This is a genomic window from Ligilactobacillus equi DSM 15833 = JCM 10991 (assembly GCF_001435735.1).
GTDB lineage: Bacteria > Bacillota > Bacilli > Lactobacillales > Lactobacillaceae > Ligilactobacillus > Ligilactobacillus equi.
This window is the reverse complement of record NZ_AZFH01000013.1, coordinates 1-22617: the sequence shown is the minus strand read 5'-3', so window position 1 is coordinate 22617 and position 22617 is coordinate 1. Positions and strand designations below refer to the sequence as shown.

At 41.5% G+C, this 22617-nt stretch carries 20 protein-coding genes, 4 tRNA genes and 1 pseudogene; 7 read left to right on the top strand and 18 right to left on the bottom strand.

Going from position 1 to position 22617, the window contains the following annotated elements:
* On the top strand, positions 1 to 185 hold a 185-nt coding region (locus FC36_RS11535), incomplete at its 5' end, for a zinc ribbon domain-containing protein (RefSeq protein ID WP_156409499.1).
* Between the two features lie 227 nt (positions 186 to 412).
* Here FC36_RS11535 and FC36_RS12780 read toward each other — a convergent pair.
* From FC36_RS12780 to FC36_RS02375, 3 genes and pseudogenes are all read right to left on the bottom strand, one after another.
* Entirely contained in the window at positions 413 to 718 is a 306-nt protein-coding gene (locus tag FC36_RS12780; protein ID WP_272944162.1) for an LPXTG cell wall anchor domain-containing protein, read from the bottom strand.
* A 36-nt stretch (positions 719 to 754) separates the two neighbouring features.
* A pseudogene (locus FC36_RS02380) lies at positions 755 to 2962 on the bottom strand (GH32 C-terminal domain-containing protein); the annotation flags it as partial.
* Between the two features lie 213 nt (positions 2963 to 3175).
* Positions 3176 to 3481: a hypothetical protein gene (locus tag FC36_RS02375; protein ID WP_023859882.1), complete on the bottom strand. Its 306-nt coding sequence runs from the start codon at positions 3479 to 3481 to the stop codon at positions 3176 to 3178.
* A gap of 286 nt (positions 3482 to 3767) precedes the next feature.
* Here FC36_RS02375 and FC36_RS02370 point away from each other — a divergent pair, with 286 nt between their 5' ends.
* The 3 genes from FC36_RS02370 (at position 3768) to FC36_RS02360 (ending at position 6153) form a co-directional block, all read left to right on the top strand.
* Positions 3768 to 4052: a GNAT family N-acetyltransferase gene (locus FC36_RS02370; RefSeq protein WP_025021069.1), complete on the top strand. Its 285-nt coding sequence runs from the start codon at positions 3768 to 3770 to the stop codon at positions 4050 to 4052.
* Between the two features lie 14 nt (positions 4053 to 4066).
* Positions 4067 to 4750, top strand: coding sequence for a ribose-5-phosphate isomerase RpiA (gene rpiA, locus FC36_RS02365; RefSeq protein ID WP_025021070.1), 684 nt, complete (start codon positions 4067 to 4069; stop codon positions 4748 to 4750).
* A 68-nt stretch (positions 4751 to 4818) separates the two neighbouring features.
* On the top strand, positions 4819 to 6153 hold the full coding sequence (locus FC36_RS02360; protein WP_025021071.1) for a C1 family peptidase: 1335 nt from the start codon (positions 4819 to 4821) through the stop codon (positions 6151 to 6153).
* A gap of 258 nt (positions 6154 to 6411) precedes the next feature.
* Here the strand turns inward: FC36_RS02360 and FC36_RS02355 are convergent, their stop codons facing one another.
* Positions 6412 to 7089, bottom strand: coding sequence for a 2,3-bisphosphoglycerate-dependent phosphoglycerate mutase (locus FC36_RS02355; protein ID WP_025021072.1), 678 nt, complete (start codon positions 7087 to 7089; stop codon positions 6412 to 6414).
* A gap of 65 nt (positions 7090 to 7154) precedes the next feature.
* The gene (locus FC36_RS02350; protein WP_025021073.1) at positions 7155 to 7766 is read right to left on the bottom strand and encodes a C40 family peptidase; all 612 of its coding nucleotides are present in this window, start codon (positions 7764 to 7766) and stop codon (positions 7155 to 7157) included.
* A gap of 167 nt (positions 7767 to 7933) precedes the next feature.
* On the opposite strand from FC36_RS02350, the gene FC36_RS02345 reads away from it, so the two are divergent.
* Entirely contained in the window at positions 7934 to 9121 is a 1188-nt protein-coding gene (locus FC36_RS02345; RefSeq protein ID WP_225349948.1) for an LCP family protein, read from the top strand.
* Between the two features lie 81 nt (positions 9122 to 9202).
* Here the strand turns inward: FC36_RS02345 and FC36_RS02340 are convergent, their stop codons facing one another.
* The 4 genes from FC36_RS02340 to FC36_RS02330 all read right to left on the bottom strand — a co-directional run bounded on the left by FC36_RS02340 (position 9203) and on the right by FC36_RS02330 (position 12928).
* Complete coding sequence (locus FC36_RS02340; protein WP_023859875.1) at positions 9203 to 10189, bottom strand: beta-ketoacyl-ACP synthase III; 987 nt, start codon at positions 10187 to 10189, stop codon at positions 9203 to 9205.
* Between the two features lie 117 nt (positions 10190 to 10306).
* A tRNA-Leu gene (locus FC36_RS02335) sits at positions 10307 to 10392 on the bottom strand.
* A gap of 101 nt (positions 10393 to 10493) precedes the next feature.
* Entirely contained in the window at positions 10494 to 10634 is a 141-nt protein-coding gene (locus FC36_RS12390) for a zinc ribbon domain-containing protein (protein ID WP_235805794.1), read from the bottom strand.
* Positions 10635 to 10768: 134 nt separating this feature from the next.
* Positions 10769 to 12928 (bottom strand): Tex family protein, encoded by a 2160-nt coding sequence (locus tag FC36_RS02330; RefSeq protein ID WP_056986686.1) that lies wholly within the window; start codon positions 12926 to 12928, stop codon positions 10769 to 10771.
* A gap of 96 nt (positions 12929 to 13024) precedes the next feature.
* Between FC36_RS02330 and recQ the strand changes: the two genes are divergently transcribed.
* On the top strand, positions 13025 to 14788 hold the full coding sequence (gene recQ, locus FC36_RS02325; RefSeq protein WP_025021075.1) for a DNA helicase RecQ: 1764 nt from the start codon (positions 13025 to 13027) through the stop codon (positions 14786 to 14788).
* A gap of 36 nt (positions 14789 to 14824) precedes the next feature.
* On the opposite strand, the gene FC36_RS02320 is transcribed toward recQ, so the two are convergent.
* The 3 genes from FC36_RS02320 to FC36_RS02310 are packed head-to-tail and all read right to left on the bottom strand — an operon-like array spanning position 14825 to position 17578.
* Positions 14825 to 15256 (bottom strand): hypothetical protein, encoded by a 432-nt coding sequence (locus FC36_RS02320; protein ID WP_025021076.1) that lies wholly within the window; start codon positions 15254 to 15256, stop codon positions 14825 to 14827.
* Positions 15257 to 15266: 10 nt separating this feature from the next.
* Positions 15267 to 16097: an NAD(+) synthase gene (gene nadE, locus FC36_RS02315; protein ID WP_025021077.1), complete on the bottom strand. Its 831-nt coding sequence runs from the start codon at positions 16095 to 16097 to the stop codon at positions 15267 to 15269.
* 2 nt (positions 16098 to 16099) lie between these two features.
* Positions 16100 to 17578 (bottom strand): nicotinate phosphoribosyltransferase, encoded by a 1479-nt coding sequence (locus FC36_RS02310; protein ID WP_025021078.1) that lies wholly within the window; start codon positions 17576 to 17578, stop codon positions 16100 to 16102.
* 114 nt (positions 17579 to 17692) lie between these two features.
* On the opposite strand from FC36_RS02310, the gene FC36_RS02305 reads away from it, so the two are divergent.
* Positions 17693 to 18424 carry a WecB/TagA/CpsF family glycosyltransferase gene (locus FC36_RS02305; protein WP_023859869.1) on the top strand — a complete coding sequence of 244 codons (732 nt, stop codon included), beginning with the start codon at positions 17693 to 17695 and terminating at the stop codon, positions 18422 to 18424.
* 26 nt (positions 18425 to 18450) lie between these two features.
* On the opposite strand, the gene FC36_RS02300 is transcribed toward FC36_RS02305, so the two are convergent.
* The 6 genes from FC36_RS02300 to FC36_RS02275 all read right to left on the bottom strand — a co-directional run bounded on the left by FC36_RS02300 (position 18451) and on the right by FC36_RS02275 (position 22556).
* On the bottom strand, positions 18451 to 19149 hold the full coding sequence (locus FC36_RS02300; RefSeq protein WP_025021079.1) for a GntR family transcriptional regulator: 699 nt from the start codon (positions 19147 to 19149) through the stop codon (positions 18451 to 18453).
* Between the two features lie 11 nt (positions 19150 to 19160).
* Positions 19161 to 20291 (bottom strand): N-acetylglucosamine-6-phosphate deacetylase, encoded by a 1131-nt coding sequence (nagA, locus tag FC36_RS02295; RefSeq protein WP_025021080.1) that lies wholly within the window; start codon positions 20289 to 20291, stop codon positions 19161 to 19163.
* Positions 20292 to 20382: 91 nt separating this feature from the next.
* Positions 20383 to 20454: transfer RNA gene (locus FC36_RS02290), tRNA-Gln, on the bottom strand.
* 8 nt (positions 20455 to 20462) lie between these two features.
* A tRNA-Tyr gene (locus tag FC36_RS02285) sits at positions 20463 to 20545 on the bottom strand.
* A 121-nt stretch (positions 20546 to 20666) separates the two neighbouring features.
* On the bottom strand, positions 20667 to 22136 hold the full coding sequence (locus tag FC36_RS02280) for a peptide MFS transporter (protein ID WP_025021081.1): 1470 nt from the start codon (positions 22134 to 22136) through the stop codon (positions 20667 to 20669).
* A gap of 347 nt (positions 22137 to 22483) precedes the next feature.
* A tRNA-Thr gene (locus FC36_RS02275) sits at positions 22484 to 22556 on the bottom strand.
* Between the last annotated feature and the right edge of the window lie 61 nt (positions 22557 to 22617).

The window sequence follows — 22617 nt, the reverse complement described above, 5'->3', positions numbered from 1 at the left end:
GAAATACTACACAAACATGTCATGATTGTGGCTTTGTTATGGGTAAAAATGGGACTGACAAATTAACTCTCAAAGATAGAGAGTGGGACTGTCCTAATTGTCATACACACCACATTAGAGATTGGAATGCCAGTAAGAATATTCTAGCCAAAGGATTAGAAAAATTAGCTAAAGAAAAAGCCTAGTATATCAAACTAGGCTCAAGTCCGTGGGCAACTGGCGGACTATAAAGGCATTGGTAATTAGGTGTAAGACGTACTGGCTATGCTGGTATGCAGTCTGTATCTATGCAACTTGTGACAGAGAACGTAAGGTTCAACCTTACAAGCCCCTCTCTTTAGAGAGGGGTAGTTGACTAAAAATAGTGGAACTCCCATCTTATCGATGAAAATTTCCACTATTTCGTAATAATTTAATTATTTCCTTTCCGCCGTTTCATTGCCGGGAATAAGAAACTTAATGCCCCCAATAATGCAGCCATGACTCCCATCCAGACACTTGTCTTTTCCTCACCTGTCTGTGGTAATTGTTTGGCAACACTAACCTTTGAAGTTTGTACCTTAACTGAAGAAGATTGCCCCTCAGTTTCTTGTAAAGTGACTTTAGTCTTTGAATTAGGTAAAATAATAGTATTATTGCCAACCTTAATCTCTGATGTTATATCACCAGCATTAGAAATAGCTACTGTATTATTCTTACCATTGGCAGCAGTATTCACATCCGAGATATTAGCATCTACATTTGTAACATTACCTTCACCTGCATTAACCGTATCATTTATCGCACTTGAGCTAGCATCGTCTTTTGGTGTTACAACTGGTTTATCAGCAAACCAGATGCTCTTCAATGGGTAGATAGCTATATCCGCAACTACCGGATCTCCTTCAACCATCAAACTAGCTCCCAAGCTATCAGCATCAGGGAAAATTTGGTTAGCTCCAAGAACAGTATCACCTTTAGTAAAGACTTCAACACTAGCCTTATCCACATAAATATGAAGGTCCACACTACCATCAGCATTCTTAGTTACCTTGTTTTGGATGTTGGGTTCTGTAAACTTAGCATTAATTTGCTTACCTGACTTGCTCCGGTCAATTGACATTGTTTCTTCTTCTAAGTCATAGACAATGCTCGTTCCTTGTGTAGCAGAGGTCAGAACATTAAATCCTAACTTCTTCGTACCTACCGCAGGTACAAAGTGTGCCACAATTTCGTAAGTGTCACCTTGGAAATCTTTTAATAAATCGTTGTCTTCACCTACAGTTACGTTCTTGAATGTCATAGCATGTTCTACATCACGTAAGTCTTGATAAGCTGTAATTGGTGTTTGAGTAAGAACGTACTTGTCGCCTTCCTTAGTCAAGCCAAGCTTCAAGTTCAAATTGTAAGTCCCATTAAACTTTTGACCTACAGTTGCCGCCACATCATTACAGTAATCCCAGTTATTCATCCAATTAGATTCAATAATTTCTGGTAATGTTGGGTTAGCCTCAGTTCCGAAATCTTGGACAAAGTATGTCATCGCAGCATAAGAATCTTTTCCGAAGTTCATAATTCCATCGGTCTTTTCATAAACCTTATCAGGTAAGAAGTACCAATTACCATCAACTTGTTTGAAATCGCCAACCTTGTAGTAACGACCACCACGAGATAAGACCCACTTAACCCCGTTATCTGTTTGAATTGGGTAAAGGTCTGGGCATTCTGTTTCGATACCACTGTAAACCGACTCTGATTTCCAGTTTTGTAAATCAGAAGATGAGTAAATCCGTAAAGGACCACCAGCAACGACCATGAACCATTGATTATTCCAACGGAAAACCTTAGGATCACGGAAAGCTGCATTGTGCAAAGGATCATCGTTAGCATAATCTAGCACAGGATCTGCTAACTTATTCCAAGTCTTCCCCTCATCCTTACTGTAGGCTAATTCAATTCTTTGACCACCGCCATCAGCTGTAACCAAAGCTACCAAGCCACCTTTTCCTTGATCAAAAAGCCCGGTTGTATTGTTGACATCAGCTACAATGGAACCTGAGAACATTGCCCTGTTAGCATCAGGATAAAGGGCGATTGGTTCTTCCTTCCAGTGAATCAAATCTGTACTGGTTGCGTGGCCCCAGTGCATTGGTCCCCAGGAAGTATCATCATAGAATTGGTAGAAGAAATGATACGTTCCGTTATAGTAAACCAAACCATTGGGATCATTGGACCAACCATCTTTAACCGAGTAGTGGAATTGGTCACGGTATGGTTCGTGATAGTAAATTTCAGCTTTTTGTCGACGGTGAACATTTACATGATAACTAGCTTGAATAGGAGTTCCATCGGCACCTAAAACTGTGCTAACCACAGTAATATAATTAGCCCCAACGGAAACAGGAATATTCTTTAAATCGGTGTAGGCATTACCTTCTTGATCATAAGCCACCACTTGGACATTAGGCACGTTAGCTAAAACTTCAAGGTTCACAGTCTTAGTTGCATTGTCTACATATTGAATATAGTTAGTTTCATCAGTAAAGAACTGCCCCTTGACTTCCGCCTGACCTTCATTAGAAACTACCGTAATGTCTTTCAAGAATGGATTGAAATCAGGAGTCAATTCTTGATAGCGAACATTGCTGTAGGTTACGTCCCCATTCCAAGTCAATAAACCAAAGTTCCCAGAACGCTTGTAAGCAGGTTGGCCCTTATCATCCTTTTGAACGACATAGTCTCCGGCACTACCAATTAGCTCATCGTTAATGTAGTACTCGATATTCTTGCCATAAGCAACAACTTTTAAGTTATAGTGACCATCTTCAGTTGGCTTATAGCTTTTAGGTGCTAATAATTCATAACCTTGACCATTAACCATTCGCCAGAATTTAGCAATATGGGAAGCAGCTTCCATATTAACAATATAAAAGTCAAGGTTCTGATCACTCTTATCAGCCCGAAAAACTAAGGATGCTGCCCCACCATTTTGATTGAACTTGACATCTGCTGTGTAAACAAAATCACTTCCTTGTTGATCAGAAAAAGCATAACTGTCACCTTTGTCAACAGAGTCAGCATGTAAGTCATTACCCTCTTTAGTTAATGTTCCTGTAGCAGGATCAGCTACTTGAAAGTCATTAATTTGGTGGATTTCACCATTACTTTCAGGAGTAACTACCTCTTTATTAATATCTTACTGTGTTTTAGCACTCGCTTGATTAGTATCTGTAGTTGAAGTTCCCGTAACCTGTTCTTTATCAGCAGTTTTTTCACTCACTGAGGTATCGGCTACTTGTTTCTCACTACCAGACACTACACTTGCTGAATCATCGGCAACTTGTACACTACTATCATTTTGACTAGCTTGAGTAGTGGTTTCAGAGTTTGTTGACGTAACCTCATCAGCTTGAATACGCATACCAGTACCAGCTCCGATTAGATCAGCTGTCACTAGGGCGGCTACTGAATAACTATAAACTAAATGATTTCTTGACTTCATATAAACTTCTCCTTTTTAATTTCGGGAAAACGCCTTCTTAATTTGATTAAAGTTGCTATTTTAGATTTTTAATTTCTAATTTTGACCAATCAAGTATTAATTATGACAATAATAACTTGAATAGTCGTTAGTTTTGTCACACTAGTTATTTCTCATTTTTTACATAAGTCAAGAAACATAGCCTATATTTCCTACCTTTTTAGAATTAAAAATTCAAACAACTACTTAAATTTGCAACCGCTTTTTTATGCTATAATAACTAGAGAAAACGAAAGGAGCTTTTGCGATGGAAAATTACGTTTGGACCAAAGATTCACTTAATTATGAAAATGCTGATCATGAAGTAATTGCCCACATTGGTTACTCCATGATTAACGATGACCATACCTATGTCATCGAACATACCTGGGTTTCCGAAAATATGCGTGGCAGTGGCTTAGCCGGGAAAATTACCAGTTACTTTCTAGACGAAGTTGCTAAACAAGACAAAGACGTCCTCCCCCTTTGTCCCTACACCCAAAAATACTTTAACCGTCACCCAGAATTAAGTAACTTATTACATCAAAATTAAGCGAGGTTATAAACATGAATCAAAATGAATTAAAGAAGTTAGTCGGCCAAAAATCTGTTGAATGGATTAATGATGGCATGGTTGTTGGTTTAGGTACGGGTTCCACCGTTAAACACATGGTTGATGCTCTAGGGGCTCGAATTAAAAATGAAGGCTTAAATATTGTGGGGGTTACTACCTCAAACGTAACTGCCAAACAAGCCACTGAATTAGGCATCCCCTTGAAGTCCGTTGACGAAGTTGACCACATCGACTTGACGATTGATGGTGCAGATGAAATTTCGGCTGATTTCCAAGGTATTAAGGGGGGCGGAGCCGCTCTCCTCTTTGAAAAAATTGTAGCTACCTACTCCAAGAAAAATATGTGGATTGTCGATGAAAGCAAAATGGTCGACAAATTAGGGGCCTTTCCCCTACCTGTGGAAGTTATTCCTTACGGGAGCCAAAAACTCTTTGAAATTTTCGAAGCTAAAGGTTTCAAACCTACTTTCCGTAAAAATGACCAAGGTGGCTTACTTTTAACGGATTCTGAAAATTACATTATTGATTTACATCTCGACCAAATTGATCACCCACATGAATTAGCAGACTTTTTAATTAAACAAGTCGGGGTCGTTGAACACGGCCTTTTCTTAGACCGCGTTAATACTGTAATCGTCGGTCGCCAAGATGGTCCTGAAGTATTAGAAGCACGTTAATTATCCTTGCACTTTTTTGATAAGAAGATTAAAATAAACTTGTTAATTTTATTAAGGAGTTGATTTTCTTGACTAAAGAAATCAGTTTAAACCAATTAAAAGACTTCCAAGCACAATTGGAAGCCCGTCCTGAACACAGTGTTGTTGAACGCGCTGTAACTAAGAACGGAATTTTCAAATCCGCGGCAGACTACCGCGCCGAAGTTAACATGGATCCTGTCTTCTCCATTGACTTAGATACAGGTGATGTTGCTAACCAAAAACAATCTGGTCGTTGCTGGATGTTTGCGGCCTTAAACACCATGCGCCACCAAATGAAAGACAATTTCCGGGTAGCTAAGGACTTTGAATTATCACAAAGTTATACTTTCTTCTGGGACAAGTTGGAAAAATCTAATTACTTCTACGAAAATGTTTTGAAAACTGCTGACTTGCCAACATCTGACCGCAAGGTAGCCTGGCTCATGACCACCCCACAACAAGATGGTGGGCAATGGGACATGTTCATGGCCATCGTAGAAAAATACGGGGTTGTGCCTAAGTCTGTCATGCCAGAATCTTTCTCTTCTTCAGCTTCTCGCGAATTTAACGCTACTTTAAACCTTAAATTACGTAAAGATGCTGTAGAATTGCGTGAATTAGTGGCTACAGGGACTTCTGAAGCTGACATTCAAGCCCGGAAGGAAAAGATGTTGGCTGAAGTTTACCGGATGGCAGCTTATTCCTTCGGTGAACCACCTACTAAGTTTGACTTCGAATACCGTGACACTGATAACAACTATCACTTAGATCGCGATTTAACTCCACAAGAGTTCTTCAAGAAGTATGTGGGTTGGAACCTGGATGACTATGTCTCCATCATTAATGCGCCAACAGCCGACAAGCCTTACAACCACATGTACACCGTCGAAATGTTAGGAAACGTGGTTAATGGTCGTCCTGTCCGTCACTTGAACGTCGACATGGATACATTCCGCAAGATTTCTATCGCCCAACTCAAGGCCGGTGAAAGTGTTTGGTTCGGTTCTGATGTTGGTCAAGAATCTGACCGTCAAAAAGGAATTTTAGACACTAACCTTTACCACAAAGATGAACTTTTCGGTGTTGACTTATCTATGTCCAAGGCTGAACGTCTTGACTACGCACAAAGTTTGATGACCCACGCCATGGTTTTAACAGGGGTCGACTTAGTTGATGACAAGCCAACCAAGTGGAAGGTCGAAAACTCCTGGGGTGATAAAGTTGGTAACAACGGTTTCTTCGTTATGAGTGATGACTGGATGGAAGAATTCTGTTACCAAGTCGTAGTTAACAAGAAGTACCTACCTCAAGAACTCCAAGAAGTTTTAAAAGAAGAACCAAAGGTCTTAGCCCCTTGGGACCCAATGGGAGCCTTAGCCTAGGTATAGTAAAAACTGGAAGCCATTCGTGGTTTCCAGTTTTTTTACTAAATTAGATAGTACTAAAAAGGCGCTACCAACTCAATAGAGAGAGTAGCGCCTAGCACTTAATTAGTCCTCAAGTAAAAACTCAAGTAATTTCTTAAGTACTTTTTTGATTGTTCCAACTGAAACAATTACGAGAAAAAGAAAAAGTACACAGGAGTTTCCTCCCATTCTAAAGACGTGGGGTATTCGACTAAACATACCAGAAAATTAGACTTATCCTAAAACTATTTTTTGGCGTATTGCCAAAGTACAGTCATCCAAGTCATACAGCAGTGGTTGACCATTTTCGACTTCCAGACCATCAATATCTTGATCACTAATCTCCTCTAGATACTTAATCAAAGCCCGTAAACTGCTCCCGTGAGCCACTACTAACTGATTTTTTCCTTGCAAGAGTCGGGGGGCAATTTGGTCTTGCCAGTATGGTAAGAGGCGCTTTTGACACTGGGCCAAACTTTCCGCTAAAGGACGACTGGTCCAAGGTACTAAGTCATATCGTCGGTCCGTATCAGGCTGACTAAGCTTAGGTGGGATACTGTCAAAAGACCGACGCCATAAAGCCACCTGCTTAGCTCCGTATTGCTGTTTCGTCGCCTCTTTGTTAAGGCCACGCAAGGCACCATAATGCCGTTCATTTAGACGCCAGCTCTTATAAATCGGAGTGGCTAGCTGGCCAATTTCTTCCGCAACTAGATTGGCGGTCACAATTGCGCGACTCAATACCGAGGTATGAATCGCCATAAATTGGAGGCCGGTCTGTTGTAAAAGTTGCCCCGCTTGGCGGGCTTGTTGACGCCCTAAGTCAGTTAGAGGCACATCACTCCAACCTGTGTAAACATTATCTTGGTTGGCAATACTTTGACCATGTCTGATTAAAACTAGCTTAACCATCTTCGTTTCCTTCCATCCTGCTTATTTCCTCTAATATTACCAAAAATTAGGCGAAGCGACAAATTTTAGAGAATACGCCCGGCAAATGACGGATAAAAGCCATGATTTAAAGTTGTAATTTCCACATTGTGACCGGGTTGTGGAGCTTGAACATATTTTTGATTTCCCAGATATAGGGCTACATGGTAGGAGGCCAGCGGTGCTCCCCAAAAGAGTAAATCTCCTGGTTGAGCTTGGTTTACGGGAATTCTTTGACTGCATTGTTCTTGCCACACGGTATAGTGCGGCAAGGTCTTCCCAATCGCCGCATAGGCTAACATAGTCAAACCTGAACAGTCCATCCCACTCAAACTAGCCCCTCCCCAAACATAAGGCACTTGTTTGTCCACAAAACTTAGTGCTTGATTAATGACAATTTGCCGGTCATGACTCACACTATCAAGTTGATCAAGGTCAATTTTCAAATTTCTCTTGGATTGGGGAAAATCATGACTCACTGAACTTTGAGGAATTTTGGTCTTTAGTGGGCCATACTGAATTTGGGCATTCCAAACATCTGATTTACTATTACTATCAATGACACCTCCTAATTCAAAATCAGTGGGCAAGTTTAACTTTTGTGTCATTCCACCAAAAGTTAAAGCTAATAAGGTTAGCGGTAACATCAATTTCATCATTATCAACTCCTCGTAAAAAATACCCCCTATTATATAAATACGCAAAAAATCTTATTTTTTACTTTTTTTAAAGAAATTTTTCTTTTTCCTACCAAAAAGCCATGGCTTTTTAAAGTCAGACAAGTGTATAATACTGATAGTTATAATTTTATGATAAGGGGTTACATATGAGTAATAATGATTCACGGTACGACTCATACACACCGCATTCGATGGCACATTATCGCAATGATAATGAAATAACTGTTGAAACACCGATGCGGCGACGCAAAGAGTCAGAAGCTACTGATCACCGCATACGACGACATAAAGGGCCAACACCACCCAATAAAAACAATCACAAGAGAAAAAAAATCTTCCGTATCCTATTAACGCTTGTCTTAGTCATTTTCTACGCTGCCGGAATTTATCTCTATCATGCGATTAGTGATGTTCAAAATACCTTAGATAACACTTTTACAGCCACGAATTTAAAAAAATTACGTAATGTTTCTGCTGTTTTGAAACAAGGAAAACCGATTTCCATCTTACTTTTAGGAACAGATACCGGGGACTTAGGACGAACTGATAAGGGTCGAACTGATACCATGATGATTGCCACAATCAATCCGCAAAGTAAACGAGTTACCTTGACCAGTATTCCCCGAGATTTAAAGGTCAAAATTGACGATTCGGGTGAACCTTACAGCAAAATCAACTCTGCTTACACCTTCTCAGGGGTTTCTGGGGCTGTCGATACGGTTCAAGACACTCTCCACATTCCAATTGACTACTACATTTTAGTCAATATGGGGGGATTGAAGAAACTAGTTAATGCTGTTGGTGGCGTAACCATCACACCACTGTTAACTTTTAAATACGAAGATGCTGATGTAGTCGAAGGTAAAACCGTTCACATGAACGGGAAACAAGCTCTATCTTATGCCCGCATGCGTTATGATGATCCTCGTGGAGATTATGGGCGTCAAGATCGACAACGGCAGGTAATTCGTGCAATTGTTAAGAAAGGGACCAAATTAACTACTCTTTCTACTCAATATGATGATATTTTAGAAACTATGGAAAAGAACATGCAGACCGACTTAAGTTATGATGACATCTTAACCTTAATTTCTAAATATAAGAGTGCTGCCGGTGAAATTAAATCCTATACTCTTCATGGTCAAGATACTTATTTAGGTGGCGTCTCCTATCAAGTTGCCACTGCCCAAGAAAAAGAACGAATTTCAAAATTAATTCGCAAAGAATTAGGTTTAAAGCCATCTAAAAAGTCATTTAGAGATGAAAGTTATAGTTCTTATAATAGTGACAACTATGGCTATGACAATAGTTATGATTACGGCTACGGTTATTAGTCCAAAAATCCCTCCAGCACTTGCTGGAGGGATTTTTTCTTTTAAAAAAATAAGCAGCCAAAAACAGACTGCTTACCCTACTTAATTGAAATAACTTAAATCAACTAACATAGTGGCATAGGATAACCCCGCCCCAAAACCAACTAACAATGCCTTCTGTGGTCGCTTACCCTTAGCAAGTTCCTGGTTAAGGGCTAAAGGAATCCCCGCTGCTGAGGTATTACCAGCTGTTTGTACATTGATTGCAAACTTTTCTAGCGGAATACCAAGCCCTTGGGAAAGTTTTTCAATAATCCGTAAATTAGCTTGATGAGGTACCACCATATCAATTTCATCTGCTTGTAAATTATGTTCTTGCATAAACTCCTTGATGTGGGCCAAAACTGTAGTAGTCGCAAATTCAAAGACCGCCCGACCATTTTGGTAGAAGGCATCCATCACCGGGTAATTGTCTCCCGTAACTTGACTTAAAGGTTGGACCCGCCCGCTGTGGATAACATCTTTATCCCCTTGAGTACAGAGTTTTTCACCGTGAAAGATTTCCTCTGCGGGATTATCTGTCGTGGTTAAAAGCGCCCCAGCAGCTCCATCACCAAAAAAGACGGCTGACGTTCGATCCTTAAAATCCATGGTTTTCGACATCGTTTCCGCAGCGATAACTATGGCATTTTGGTAAGCTCCTGAACGGAGGAATTTTTCAGCAGTACTTAAAGCAAAAACAAAGCCGGAACAAGCCGTGGAAATATCATAAGCAAAAGCCTTAATTGCCCCAATATTACCTTGAACAATGGCAGCGGTGGCTGGCGTTAAGGCATCTGGTGAGATAGTCGCTACGATAATTAAATCAATTTCCGTAGCTTCCATACCCGTTTGTGCTAATAGTTTTCGTGCGACTTGCGTGCCTAAATCAGACGTATTCTCGTCGATGGCATAATGTCTTTCTTTAATTCCTGTGTGAGATTGAATCCATTCATCTGACGTATCAATGAACTGGCTCAATTCATCGTTTGTGACGACCCTTTCTGGTTGATAACCAGCCATAGCGGCTAGCTTCACATACTTGGTCATACAAGCACCTCTTTTCTTATCTGCTTTTATTTTAACAAGCTTAGAGATTTTTAGCTAGAAAATTACTCTGATTTTGGCAAAGAAAAAAGCCAAGGTCACTACCTTGACTTCATGTTATGCGGGTAAATGGATTCGAACCATCACGGGTGATACCACCCACCAGATCCTTAGTCTGACGCGTCTGCCAATTCCGCCATACCCGCGACAACAAAATAAATTATAGCAAGCTTTCAATTTTTTGGCAAGCCCTTTTACTAAAAAAATTTGCTTTTTAATAAATTTATTTTGTTTGACGGAAAAACCACTAATCTTCAAGCATAAGTCGCCCCCCACAACGTGAACAACGGTAACGTTCAATGTTCATTCGTCGCTTACGAGGGTATGCTTGCTTGCATGTTTGACAAACATAATTGTATTTGTAATTCGATGGCTCTAAACGTGGCACATAACGACTCCCATCAACTTTAAGCAAAAGTAATTTACTGCATCTTGGTGCCGGTAACCTCGACCATACAAATGGAGGTGGTAGTGGCAAAGTTCATGCTTGATAATTTTTTCAACCAGACGGTTAGTGTCCGATCATCCACGAGGTTTCACCATAGTTAACTGGATGCGTTGGCGTTTCAAGTCGACACTTTGCACCCAAACTTGCACAATATCACCTACGGCTACCACTTGGCGCGGATTATTGATGAACTTGGTGGTCATTTGAGATATGTGGACTAAACCGTCTTGCTTAACTCCGATATCTACAAAGGCGCCAAAATCAACCACATTTCGCACCGTTCCTTGTAGTTCCATGCCTTCCTTTAAATCTTCCATGGTTAAGACATCCGTCCGTAAAAGTGGGGCCTCAAACTGATCGCGCAAATCACGCCCAGGTTTTTCAAAAGATTGGATAATATCTTGAACGGTTTCTACCCCGCTTTGGAAACTTTGGGCTAATTCCGCTAGATTTTGGTGGGCAAAGGCTGCTGAAATTTTATCTGTTCCTAAATCCGCCTTAGTCAAGCCAGCCCAGTCTAGTAGTTTTTGCGCCAGTACATAGCTTTCAGGGTGAATATCCGTATTGTCAAAAACGTCGGCTCCATCGACAATCCGCAAGAAACCTGCAGCTTGCTCGAAAGCTTTTGGACCCAAGCGAGCCACCTTTTTCAATTGATTACGTTTTTGGTAAGACCCATTTTCATTGCGGTAATTAACAATATTTTGGGCGATAGTCGAATTTAATCCTGATACGTGGGTCAAGAGTGCCACACTCGCTGTATTTAGGTTGACCCCGACTTGGTTAACCCCGGTTTCGATTACGGCATCAAGTTTCTCCGTTAATTGTTTTTGGGGCAAATCGTGTTGATATTGCCCTACCCCAATAGATTGAGGATCAATCTTAATTAATTCCGCTAGTGGATCTTGAAGCCGCCGCGCAATACTAATGGCAGAGCGTTCTTCGACTTGAAGGTCACCAAATTCCTGCCGCGCTTCTTCACTAGCCGAATAGACGGAAGCACCGGCTTCGTTAACAATCACATAGGCACAGCCAAGCTGATTTTGACTGATTAAGTCCGCTACGAATTGTTGCGATTCCCGGCTAGCCGTTCCGTTACCAATCGCCACAATTTCAACTCCATAATTTTGAATTAAGCTAAGTAATTTTTCCTTAGCCATTTGGTGCGCTTGTTCCCCCTTAGCGTGAGGATAAATCACGGCCTTAGCTAAAAACTTCCCTGTCGCATCCACGACCGCAAGCTTACAGCCCGTACGCAAGCCAGGGTCAAAGCCCAAGACTACCTTGCCCTTGAGAGGGGTTTGCATCAAGAGGTGGTAGAGATTTTCCCCGAAGATATCAATGGCTTCTTGACTGGCTTTTTGGGTCAATTCAGCACGAACTTCTCTTTCAATCGCGGGTTTCACACTCTTTTTATAAGCTTGAGTATAAGCAGCCTCTAAGTTTACACTACTTTCTTTACTATCTTTAGCTAAGTGAAGCGTTTGGCCCAGGTATCTTAAGACAAAGTCATCATTCAGACTAATCTTCACCCGTAAAATCCCTTGCTTTTCACCGCGATTAAGCGCTAGGACTTGGTGACCAGAAAGCTTGTTTAAACTTTGACTAAAGTCGTAGTAGCCTTGGTAGACCTCTTTTTCATCTTCGGCCTTGAGCTTTCGCTTACTTTCCATGACCCCGGTTTTGTGCATATTTTTTCGTAGCCAACTTCTGAGTGCAGCACTTTCAGAAATTTGTTCGGCCACAATTTCCTTAGCTCCCGTAATCACTGCGGCAGCAGAAAGTTGACTGCTTGCGCTAAGCTGAGCCACCAGGTGGTCAAATTGAGCATCGTCAGCCTGTTGAATTATTAAATCCGCTAATGGTTGTAGTCCGGCTTGACGAGCTTTTTGCGCCTTCGTTTGACGTTTTTGCTTGTAAGGTAAGTACAAATCTTCGACTTCTTGGAGACTTTCTGCACGGTTAATCGCCTTTTCTAAATTAGGCGTCAATTTCTTTTCTTCCGCAATTTTTTTAATAACGGCAGCTTTTCTCTGCGCTAATTGGCTTTGCTTTTGATAACTAGCTTGAATTTGACGAATTTGAACTTCATCTAAGGACCCAGTAACTTCCTTCCGATAGCGGGCGATAAAAGGAACTGTTGCACCTTCATTTAGTAAGTCAATCACCACTTTAACTCTTTTAGGTGCTAAATTTTCTAATTGTGCGGTTTTTCTGATTAATTGTTCTTCCATGTAAAAAATCCCTCATTTCTGATACTTTCTAGTTTACCATTAGTCGGTCAAACAGTTACAATAAAAATTGAGAAATTTTAGAAAGGAGTTTTTTGTGTGCAGCCCCTCCAAGTTCTAGAAAAATATTACGGTTACGATTCCTTTCGGCCCGGCCAAGCCGAAATTATCGACCGCGTCTTACAAGGTCAAAACACCTTAGCCATTATGCCTACCGGTGGGGGCAAATCGCTTTGTTACCAAATTCCCGCCCTCATCTTACCTGGTTTAACCTTAGTTGTGTCACCGTTAATTTCTTTGATGAAAGATCAGGTCGACACTCTCCTACAAAACGGGATTGAAGCCGCCTACCTCAATAGTTCTTTAACTGGTCCAGAAGCTAGTGATGTCTATCGGCGTTTAGAAAATGGTCAAATTAAGCTTCTTTACGTAGCTCCTGAACGTTTTGATTCTAATTACTTTTGGGACACACTTAATCGCTTAAACATCTCTTTAATCGCGATTGATGAAGCCCACTGCATTTCCCAATGGGGCCATGATTTTCGCCCCCAATACCTACAACTAAGTCAAACCTTAGGAAATCTAGTCAACCAGCCTCCAATTATAGCCTTAACGGCCACCGCGACACCGGCAGTAGCTCAAGATATCTGCCAACGCCTAGCCATTAAATCACAAAATCAGGTCACCACCGGTTTTAGTCGCGATAATTTAGCCTTTAAAGTCATCAAAGGGGTGCGCGACTATGATTACTTGCTTAACTACCTCAAACAAAATCCGGGCCAGTCTGGCATCATCTATGCCGCCACTCGTAAAAAAGTGGAGGCTATTGCCAATTATCTTAACGACCACGGTCAAAAGGTAGGCTTTTATCACGGCGGACTCAGTGAAGCCGAGCGTAAACAAAATCAAGAAGATTTTCTTTTTGACCGAACGGAAGTTATGGTTGCTACCAATGCTTTTGGGATGGGCATTGACAAAAGTTCAGTTCGTTTTGTCATCCATGCCCAAGTTCCTGGTTCCTTGGAAGCCTACTACCAAGAAGCTGGACGGGCCGGACGTGATGGCCTAAATAGCGAGGCTATTTTGCTATATCATGATGCCGATCTCCAAACCCAGCGTTTCTTTATCGAAAATTCCCCCGCTGATGAAGCTTATAAGCAAGAAGAATATCGTAAACTGGAGGCCATGGTCCACTATGCCAATAGTCAGGACTGTCTCCAAGCCTTTATCGTGCGTTATTTTGGCCAGGATTGTCCAGATTGTGGGCGCTGTTCATCTTGTTTAGATGAACGTGAAGAAGTCGATATCACCGTCGAAAGTCAAAAGATTCTTTCCTGTGCTTACCGTATGCGGGGACGTTTTGGTAAAAAAGTTATCGCCCAAGTCTTGGCCGGTTCTAAAGCCAAGCGAATTGTAGAAAACGACTTACAAAAGTTGTCCACCTTTGGCATTATGCGCCAACAGCAAATCAAAGATATTGAAGTCATGATTGATTATTTGCTTGCTAGTGGTTATTTGATCAACCGCGACCCTCAATACCCTACTCCAACAGTTACTGCTAAAGGTGCACAAGTTTTAAAAGGACTTGAAAAAGTTACTCAAAAGACGGTTAAGGTCACAGCCAACCGCTTTGTGGGTTCGGTACTAGATACCAGCCTCTTCGATCGTCTGCGGCGTAAGCGACGGGAATTGGCCGAAGAACAACATGTGCCCCCATTTGTTATTTTCTCTGACCAAACTCTGCAAGATTTGGCCAGTCAAAAACCTCAAAGCTTACGAGATATGTTAAATATCAAGGGGATTGGGGAAACCAAACTTAACCGCTATGGCCAAACCTTCCTGGAAATTATCTTAGCCAACTAAAGAAGGCAACTCGTTTGGGGCGAGTTGCCTTTTAGTTTACATTAATTTGCGTAAAATACGTTGGACTTGACTGGATACCTTATCCATGGCTTGGGTTTGTTGGTCTTCCGCAGCTTCAAAAGTGGCTTGATCTACGCTGTGAGCTTGATAATCTAAGCTAGCGTCCATTTGGACACAACCTTGATAGAAGTCTCGGTAAGCAGCGACTAATAACTTGTGCATCCCAATCACTTGGATAGGTGCTTGCACCTCCGCTAAGCCCTTAGCGTTAGCTTCGTATAAAACCACTCCATCATGGAAATTCTTTTGAATGGTGGCAAAGTCTTCCGCCGTCAATTCTTTTTGGCCTTGGGTTTGAGCCTTTACATCTTCAAAATAAGGATTCAAACGTTCTCCCATTTGTTCTGTGGTATCAATTACTTGCGACAAGGTCCGCATGTAAATTCCTAAATTTGCACGTTTTGCCATTAATCTTCTCCTATTTTTTCCAAAAATCGTCGTAAATGGTGATTGGTAAGTGACGCTTGTGAGCTGTCTTCGTGTACCAACCTTCAATTTTTTCTGCCGCTGCAGAATCGATATCCTTACCTTCCAAGTAGTCATCAATTTGAGTGTAAGTCACACCCAAGGCCACTTCATCTGGTAAAGCTGGCCGGTCTTCTTCCAAGTCAGCCGTAGGGGCCTTTTCATAAAGGTGCTTAGGTGCCCCTAAGACTTCCAACATCGCCCGACCTTGACGTTTATTTAAGCGCCACAGTGGTGTTACATCGGCCCCACCATCCCCAAATTTGGTATAAAAACCTGTAATGGCTTCGGCGGCGTGGTCAGTTCCGACTACAGCCCCATTCTTAGCGCCAGCAATGGCATATTGGGCAATCATTCTTTGACGGGCTTTGATATTACCTTTGTTAAAGTCAGAAACTTCCAAACCATTTTCTTCCACGGCAGCCATCATAGCGTCTGCAGCTTCCTTAATATTAACCCGCATGGTCACATCAGCTCCCATAAAGGCAATGGCATCCATCGCATCACTTTCATCAGCTTGGGTCCCATAAGGCAAACGAACTGCGATAAATTGGTAGCTGGCATCGCCCGTTTCTTGACGAAGTTCTTCCATTGCGATTTGGCAAAGTTTTCCTGCTAAAGTGGAGTCTTGCCCCCCGGAAATTCCTAAGACTAAGGTCTTTAAAAAGGGGTGAGCCAAAAGGTAAGCCTTCAAAAAATCAACACTAGTTCGAATTTCTGTTTGGGGATCAATCACAGGTTTGACCCGTAAGTCAGAGATAATTTGTTTTTGTAATGCACGCATTTTTAATCCTTCTTTTCTTGATCGATTGTAGCCACCATACTTCTGACATCATTGATAATAGCCATCTTATTATCATAGCAAGCTTGTGATAAGTCAACGGGGTAATCTTGCGGATTAAGATCCCGCTTGTATTCTTCCCAAAGGCTAGCTAGGTGTTGTTTTTGGTAAGCCTTGATATCTTGAAGTGTTGGCAAGTCGTAAACCAATTTCCCGTCCACAAAAATATCTTGTAACAAAGGACGGGCATAGAAGTTGGTTAAAGTCTTATTAATGTATGTGTATTGAGGGTGGAACATGTACAGAGACGCCTGTTTTTGAGGTTGTTCATCCCAAAGGGTAATGTAATCTCCTTCAGATTTACCACTAGTTTTGTCCTTAATACGCCAAACTTGCTTCTTCCCCGGGGTGGAAACCTTAGCAGCGTTGCTGGAGATTTTAATAGTATCTTCCATTTCTCCCTTTTCATTTTCAATCGCAACCATCTTATAAACTGCTCCTAGAGCGGGTTGGTCATAAGCTGTAATTAACTTGGTGCCGACCCCCCACACGCTAATCTTAGCATCCTGCATTTTTAAGTTCATAATGGTCTTTTCATCTAGGTCGTTAGAAGCGTAAATCTTGGCTTCGGTAAAACCTGCTTCGTCTAATTGCTTGCGAACCTTCTTAGAAATGTAGGCCATATCCCCAGAATCAATCCGGACCCCTAAGAAGTTAATCTTATCACCCATTTCTTGGGCTACCTTAATCGCAGAAGGCACCCCACTCTTCAAGGTGTCATAAGTATCGACTAAGAAAACACAATCTTTATGGGTTTGAGCATAAGCCATGAAAGCTTGGTAGTCATTCTTGTAAGCCTGAACCAAGGCGTGGGCATGCGTTCCGGTCGCTGGGATACCAAATATCTTAGCCGCCCGCATATTACTGGTGGCATCAAAACCACCGATATAAGCCGCCCGCGTCCCCCAGATGGCGGCATCAAATTCTTGCGCTCGACGAGTCCCAAATTCCATCAGGGCGTCTTCACCTACCACAGAACGAATCCGGGCCGCCTTAGTTGCAATCAAAGTTTGATAGTTAACAATGTTTAACATGGCGGTTTCAATTAATTGACAATCCACCAACGGCCCCTCAACTTGAATTAATGGCTCTGAGCCAAAAACTATTTCACCTTCAACAACAGAACGTACCGTAGCAGAAAATTTGAAATCCTTCAAATAAGCGATAAAATCTTCCGCATAACCCATAACATCCCTGAGATAAGCTAAATCAGTCTCGGTAAATTTTAAATTACTTAGGTATTTAACAATTCTTTCCAGACCAGCAAAAACTGCATAACCGTTGTCAAATGGCAGTTTCCGGAAATAAACCTCAAAGACCGCCCGCTTATCGGCAATGCCTTGGCGCCAGTAAGTCTCCATCATATTAATCTGATAAGCATCTGTATGCAGGGTATAACTATCATCAGGATACGTTGTTTCCATAATTTTCTCTCTTTCACGTAATTAAATTATTAGTTCCATTTTACCACTTTTTTTCTTACTAGTCACTTTGCTATAATGATTGTGTAAGATTCTATGTAGGAAAGTAGGCTAAATATGTCCAAATTTCAAACGGTGTCCGTTTTAGGGGTAGATTTCATCAAGGCCACCAATGCTGAATTTCTCCAAGCCCTTTTTAACGACTCCCTCCAAAGAAAAAATCGTTTTGTGGTAACGGCTAACCCCGAAATTGTCCTCGCCGCCAAAAATGACCCCGCATACTACCAAACCTTAAAAACTGCGGACTACATTACCGCTGATGGGATTGGCATTATTAAAGGTGCCAAAATCTTGGGTACTCCGCTGCCTGAAAGAGTCACAGGCTACGATACTATGTTAAAATTGCTTGAATTTGCTAATCAGGAAGCTAAGAAAGTCTTTTTAGTAGGAGGTAAGCCCGACGTTATTCAAAAGGCTAGGGAAAAAATTTTACAAACATATCCGCACATCAAAATTGTTGGTGCCTACGATGGTTATTTTAAAGATGACAAAGAAATTACCCAAGCCATCGCTCAAAGTCAACCAGACTTTGTCTTTGCAGCCCTGGGTTTCCCAAAACAAGAAAACTTCATCGCTAAAAATCGCCAACTCGCCTCGGCCATTTGGATGGGCGTGGGTGGTTCTTTCGATGTGTTAGCCGGAACTGTCAAGCGTGCTCCTAATTTTTGGATTAAATTGAACCTCGAATGGTTTTACCGACTCTTAAAAGAACCCACTCGTTTTAAGCGGATGTTAGCTTTACCGCGTTATTTATCTTTGGTCAAAAAAGAAGCTAAACGCCAAAAATAAGCCCAGACTCACCGTCTGAGCTTATTTTATTTTTCAAGGTAAAATTCAAAGCGGTCCCCGGCATAGTGGGTGCGGACATATTCGAAGGGGCGCCCGTCTTTTAAAGTCGTGACTTGACGCAACATTAAAATCGCCGAACCGCGTTTAACTTTGAGAAGCTCGGCAATCCTTTCTGACGCAACCGTCGCTGAAACAGTTTGTTGAGCGCGCCCAATCCGGAGGCCATCGTCCGCTAAAGTTTGATAAAGGGACGTCGTAACCTGACTTTGACGATAATCTGCTACCATATCAAAAGGTAAGGCTGCCACCTCAAAACAAATTGGTTCATCATCAGCGAAACGAATCCGTTCCATCCGTAAAATCTTTTGATTTTCTGCTAGTTCAAGTTTCTCAGCTTCACTCAAAGACGGTTCCGTCACCAAATATGAAACCGTCTGACTACTTGGCACCTTTCCCTGACGCCGAGTTAATTCAGTAAAACTTGTAATTCCTGACATCTTATCTTGAATTTTTCTTTGCGCAACGAAAGTTCCAGCCCCAATCCGTCTTTCTAAAACCCCTTCATCCACCAAGGTTTGCAGCGCTTGACGAAGGGTCATACGGCTGACCATAAATTCCTGAGCCAATTCTCTTTCGGCAGGTATCCTTTGCCCCACTTGCCAGTAGCCTTTTTCAATACGACTTTGAATTTCATTATGAATCTTAATATATCGTGGTGTCCCCATTTATTACCTCGCTATGCTTGACGGCCTAAAGTATAAGTGGCTTTTAAATTCCAAGCTATATCAAAGACATTCAAGTCGGCATCCTTGCCAACTTCCAAGGTTCCTTTTCGGTCTAAACCAAATTCACGCGCTTGGTTCACGGAGGCCATTTGCACCGCATCATGAATCGAACACCCCGTAAATTGCATGATATTAACAAAAGCATCCTTAAAGGTCAAAACTGAACCAGCCAGATTACCAGATTCAAGTCGTGCTTGCTTATCTTTAACGATAACTTTTTGCCCCCCTAATTCAGAAAGACCATCACCTTGTCCCTTAGCGCGCATCGAGTCTGTCACAAGGTCAATGCGGTGTGGCCCCTTAAGTTTGTAAGCTAATTTAATCATATCCGGGCTCACGTGGTAACCATCGGCAATCATTTCACAATAAAGGTGGTCTTCCAAAAGAGCATGACCGGTGACCCCTGGTTCACGATGCTTGAATTCTCTTTGAGCGTTATAAAGGTGCGTTACATGACTAGCTTTAGATTGCTTCATTTGCGCTCTAGTTGCGTTACTGTGGCCAACTGAAAGTACAATCCCATTTGCCAGACAATAGTCCTCAAAGGCCGTATCAGGAGCTTGTTCAGGGGCATAGGTTAAAAGTTTAATCATTCCCCCTGATAACTCTTGCCAACGGGCTAATTCTGTTACATCTGGGACTTGAATATATTCTTCTGGTTGAGCACCTTTAAAGACTGGTGAAATAAAGGGGCCTTCCAAGTGAACTCCTTGAATAACAGGATTAGCTTGCGCCGCTGCATGCGCTGCCACCATCGCCTGAGCGATATTTTCCGGACTTTGGGTCATGGTTGTTGCAAAGTAACTCGTTATGCCTTCATTTTTAGTCATTTCTTCAACCATCGCCACCAGCTTATTTTGGTCCCCGTCCATAGTATCAAAGCTATACCCACCATGACTGTGGACATCAATAAATCCAGGGACAATTCTTTGCCCCATGACGTCATGCACCTCATCACCAGCTTGAAGGTGAAATTCATCCATCTCTCCAACCGCTAGAACTTGTTGATCAAAGCGAATAAAACCTTCCTTAATAACCGTTTGTCCCGTATAAATTTCTGCATGTGTTAAGACTGTTGCCATTTGACCGCATCCTTTCCTTTTCTTTTATTATAATCGGTATAGACCAAAATTTAAAGTACAAAAAAAGCATCGACTGCTCGATGCTTGCTGACTGGGGTAGCTGGATTCGAACCAGCGCATGACGGTACCAAAAACCGTTGCCTTACCGCTTGGCTATACCCCAATGGTAAATGGGGGGGAGAGGATTCGAACCTCCGAACCCGAAGGAATGGATTTACAGTCCACCGCGTTTAGCCAGACTTCGCTACCCCCCCATATCAATATTAATGGATAGCTAATTATCCGACTTCATTATTATACTCTATTTTAGCTTACTTGGCAAGACTTTTTTTAACTAAAAATAAAAAAGTCGTCTCACCGAAACGACTTTTAAACTTAACGGATTTCACCCATTAACTTTTTAATTTGTGGTACAAAGAACATCAAGATTAAACCGGCTAAAACGGTAACTCCCCCGACAATGCTGTAGTACATAACTTCGGTACTTTCATTGTAGAGGCGTACAATTTGAGCATTAAAGGCTTGGGCCACAGCATCTGATAAGAACCACATAGACATCATTTGAGCTTGGAAAGCCTTCGGTGCTAACTTAGTAGTGATTGATAGACCAATTGGTGAAATTAACATTTCCCCAATAATTACTAGAGCCCAAGACATAATCAACCACAAGGAGCTAACCTTCACATCAGTCCCAAATAAAGCTACTGGAATTGCCATTAAGATGAATGATGCCCCGGCAAACAGGAGTCCTACGGAGAACTTAGCTCCCGCAGATGGTTGTTTCTTACCCCACTTGGTCCACATTGTCGCAAAGATTGGAGTGTAAACCATGATGAAAAGTGGATTTAAACTTTGGAAGAAACTAGCCGGTACATTGAAAATCCCAAACAAACTCAAACGAGTTTGCTCTTGAGCAAAAGTGGCTAAAACCACGGAACCTTGTTCTTCAATTGACCAAAATAAAATGGAGGCAATGAAGAGTGGTACATAAGCCCACACGTGAGATTTTTCTTCTTTATTAACCTTATCACTTGATAACATGCGGAAGAAGTAGATTACCGGAATCGCTACCGCAAAAATGGTTAATAAATTAATGATATTGTTAATATTCAAGATACCTAAGATACCCATTACAATTAACAAAAGTACAACAATAATGGCGGCAATCACAACTTGGACTACAAGACGTTTAACTTCTTTAGGTTCTAAAGGATCGTTAGGATATAAGCTGTCCTTAGATAAATACTTCTTACCATCGAGACTATATTGTACTAGACCAAAGAACATTCCAATCGCTGCTAAAGAAAAACCAAGGTGGAAGTTAACTTCCTGACCTAACCAACCAACTACTGGTGGTGCAATGAAAGCCCCTAAGTTAATCCCAAAAACAAAGATGGAAAAACCACTGTCCCGCCGTAGGTCATCGCTAGCATATAAGCCCCCCACCATATCAGAGACATTAGGTTTCAACAACCCAGTCCCAATCACGATTAAAGCGATGGAAGTGTAAAGTGCTGCTTGTCCAAATGGTGTAGCTAAGACAATATGACCAAACATGATTAAGACCCCACCGATAAAGACGGTACGACGACTTCCCCAAATTCGATCAGATACAAACCCACCTAAGACACTAGATAAGTAAACTAGTGATCCGTAGATAGACATAATTGACATCGCAGTAGACTTGTTAATACCCAAGCCCCCGTCTGTCACCGAGAAATACATGTAGTACAGCAAAATCGCGCGCATCCCGTAATAGCTGAACCGTTCCCACATTTCTGTGAAAAAGAGCGTTGACAGTCCACGAGGATGACCGAAAAAGCTACTATCTTTGGTATTATCCATGAATATAAAAATCCTCCAAGCTGTAAAAAATTACAGCAAATTTAATATCGTATCTTAGCGTAAATTCATCAAGAAATTTACATACGATAATAACTATTATAATTTTTTATCATTAAGAGGTCAATTAAGCGCCCTTATTTTTAATGTATTTACTAGTTTTTACTAATATCATTTTAAAAAATTCCTGATTTAACTTATTTTATTTAAAGAATATCAAACTTGCCTAGAAAACATCTCATCAACGTTTACTAATTTTTAGTGTTAAAAATTATATAACTAGAAACTAATGGATGTGACAAAAAAGATGATAGGCGTATTACCTATCATCTTCAAACCGTTCAGTTTTATGCCGAGTACCAGAATCGAACTGGTGACCTTCTCTTTACGAGGGAGATGCTCTACCAACTGAGCTAACGCGGCATAAGAAGTGACCCGTACGGGATTCGAACCCATGATACCACCGTGAAAGGGTGGTGTCTTA

Excerpts from the sequence above, each read along its gene's own strand:
- FC36_RS02345 (WP_225349948.1), top strand. The coding sequence starts at position 7,934 with ATGAGTAATAATGATTCACGGTACGACTCATACACACCGCATTCGATG.
- FC36_RS02310 (WP_025021078.1), bottom strand. The coding sequence starts at position 17,578 with ATGGAAACAACGTATCCTGATGATAGTTATACCCTGCATACAGATGCT.
- FC36_RS02330 (WP_056986686.1), bottom strand. The coding sequence starts at position 12,928 with ATGGAAGAACAATTAATCAGAAAAACCGCACAATTAGAAAATTTAGCA.
- FC36_RS02375 (WP_023859882.1), bottom strand. The coding sequence starts at position 3,481 with ATGAAGTCAAGAAATCATTTAGTTTATAGTTATTCAGTAGCCGCCCTA.
- FC36_RS02340 (WP_023859875.1), bottom strand. The coding sequence starts at position 10,189 with ATGACCAAGTATGTGAAGCTAGCCGCTATGGCTGGTTATCAACCAGAA.
- rpiA (WP_025021070.1), top strand. The coding sequence starts at position 4,067 with ATGAATCAAAATGAATTAAAGAAGTTAGTCGGCCAAAAATCTGTTGAA.
- nadE (WP_025021077.1), bottom strand. The coding sequence starts at position 16,097 with ATGCGTGCATTACAAAAACAAATTATCTCTGACTTACGGGTCAAACCT.
- FC36_RS02300 (WP_025021079.1), bottom strand. The coding sequence starts at position 19,149 with ATGGGGACACCACGATATATTAAGATTCATAATGAAATTCAAAGTCGT.
- FC36_RS02370 (WP_025021069.1), top strand. The coding sequence starts at position 3,768 with ATGGAAAATTACGTTTGGACCAAAGATTCACTTAATTATGAAAATGCT.
- FC36_RS02355 (WP_025021072.1), bottom strand. The coding sequence starts at position 7,089 with ATGGTTAAGCTAGTTTTAATCAGACATGGTCAAAGTATTGCCAACCAA.
- FC36_RS02350 (WP_025021073.1), bottom strand. The coding sequence starts at position 7,766 with ATGATGAAATTGATGTTACCGCTAACCTTATTAGCTTTAACTTTTGGT.
- nagA (WP_025021080.1), bottom strand. The coding sequence starts at position 20,291 with ATGGCAACAGTCTTAACACATGCAGAAATTTATACGGGACAAACGGTT.
- FC36_RS02305 (WP_023859869.1), top strand. The coding sequence starts at position 17,693 with ATGTCCAAATTTCAAACGGTGTCCGTTTTAGGGGTAGATTTCATCAAG.
- FC36_RS02280 (WP_025021081.1), bottom strand. The coding sequence starts at position 22,136 with ATGGATAATACCAAAGATAGTAGCTTTTTCGGTCATCCTCGTGGACTG.
- FC36_RS02320 (WP_025021076.1), bottom strand. The coding sequence starts at position 15,256 with ATGGCAAAACGTGCAAATTTAGGAATTTACATGCGGACCTTGTCGCAA.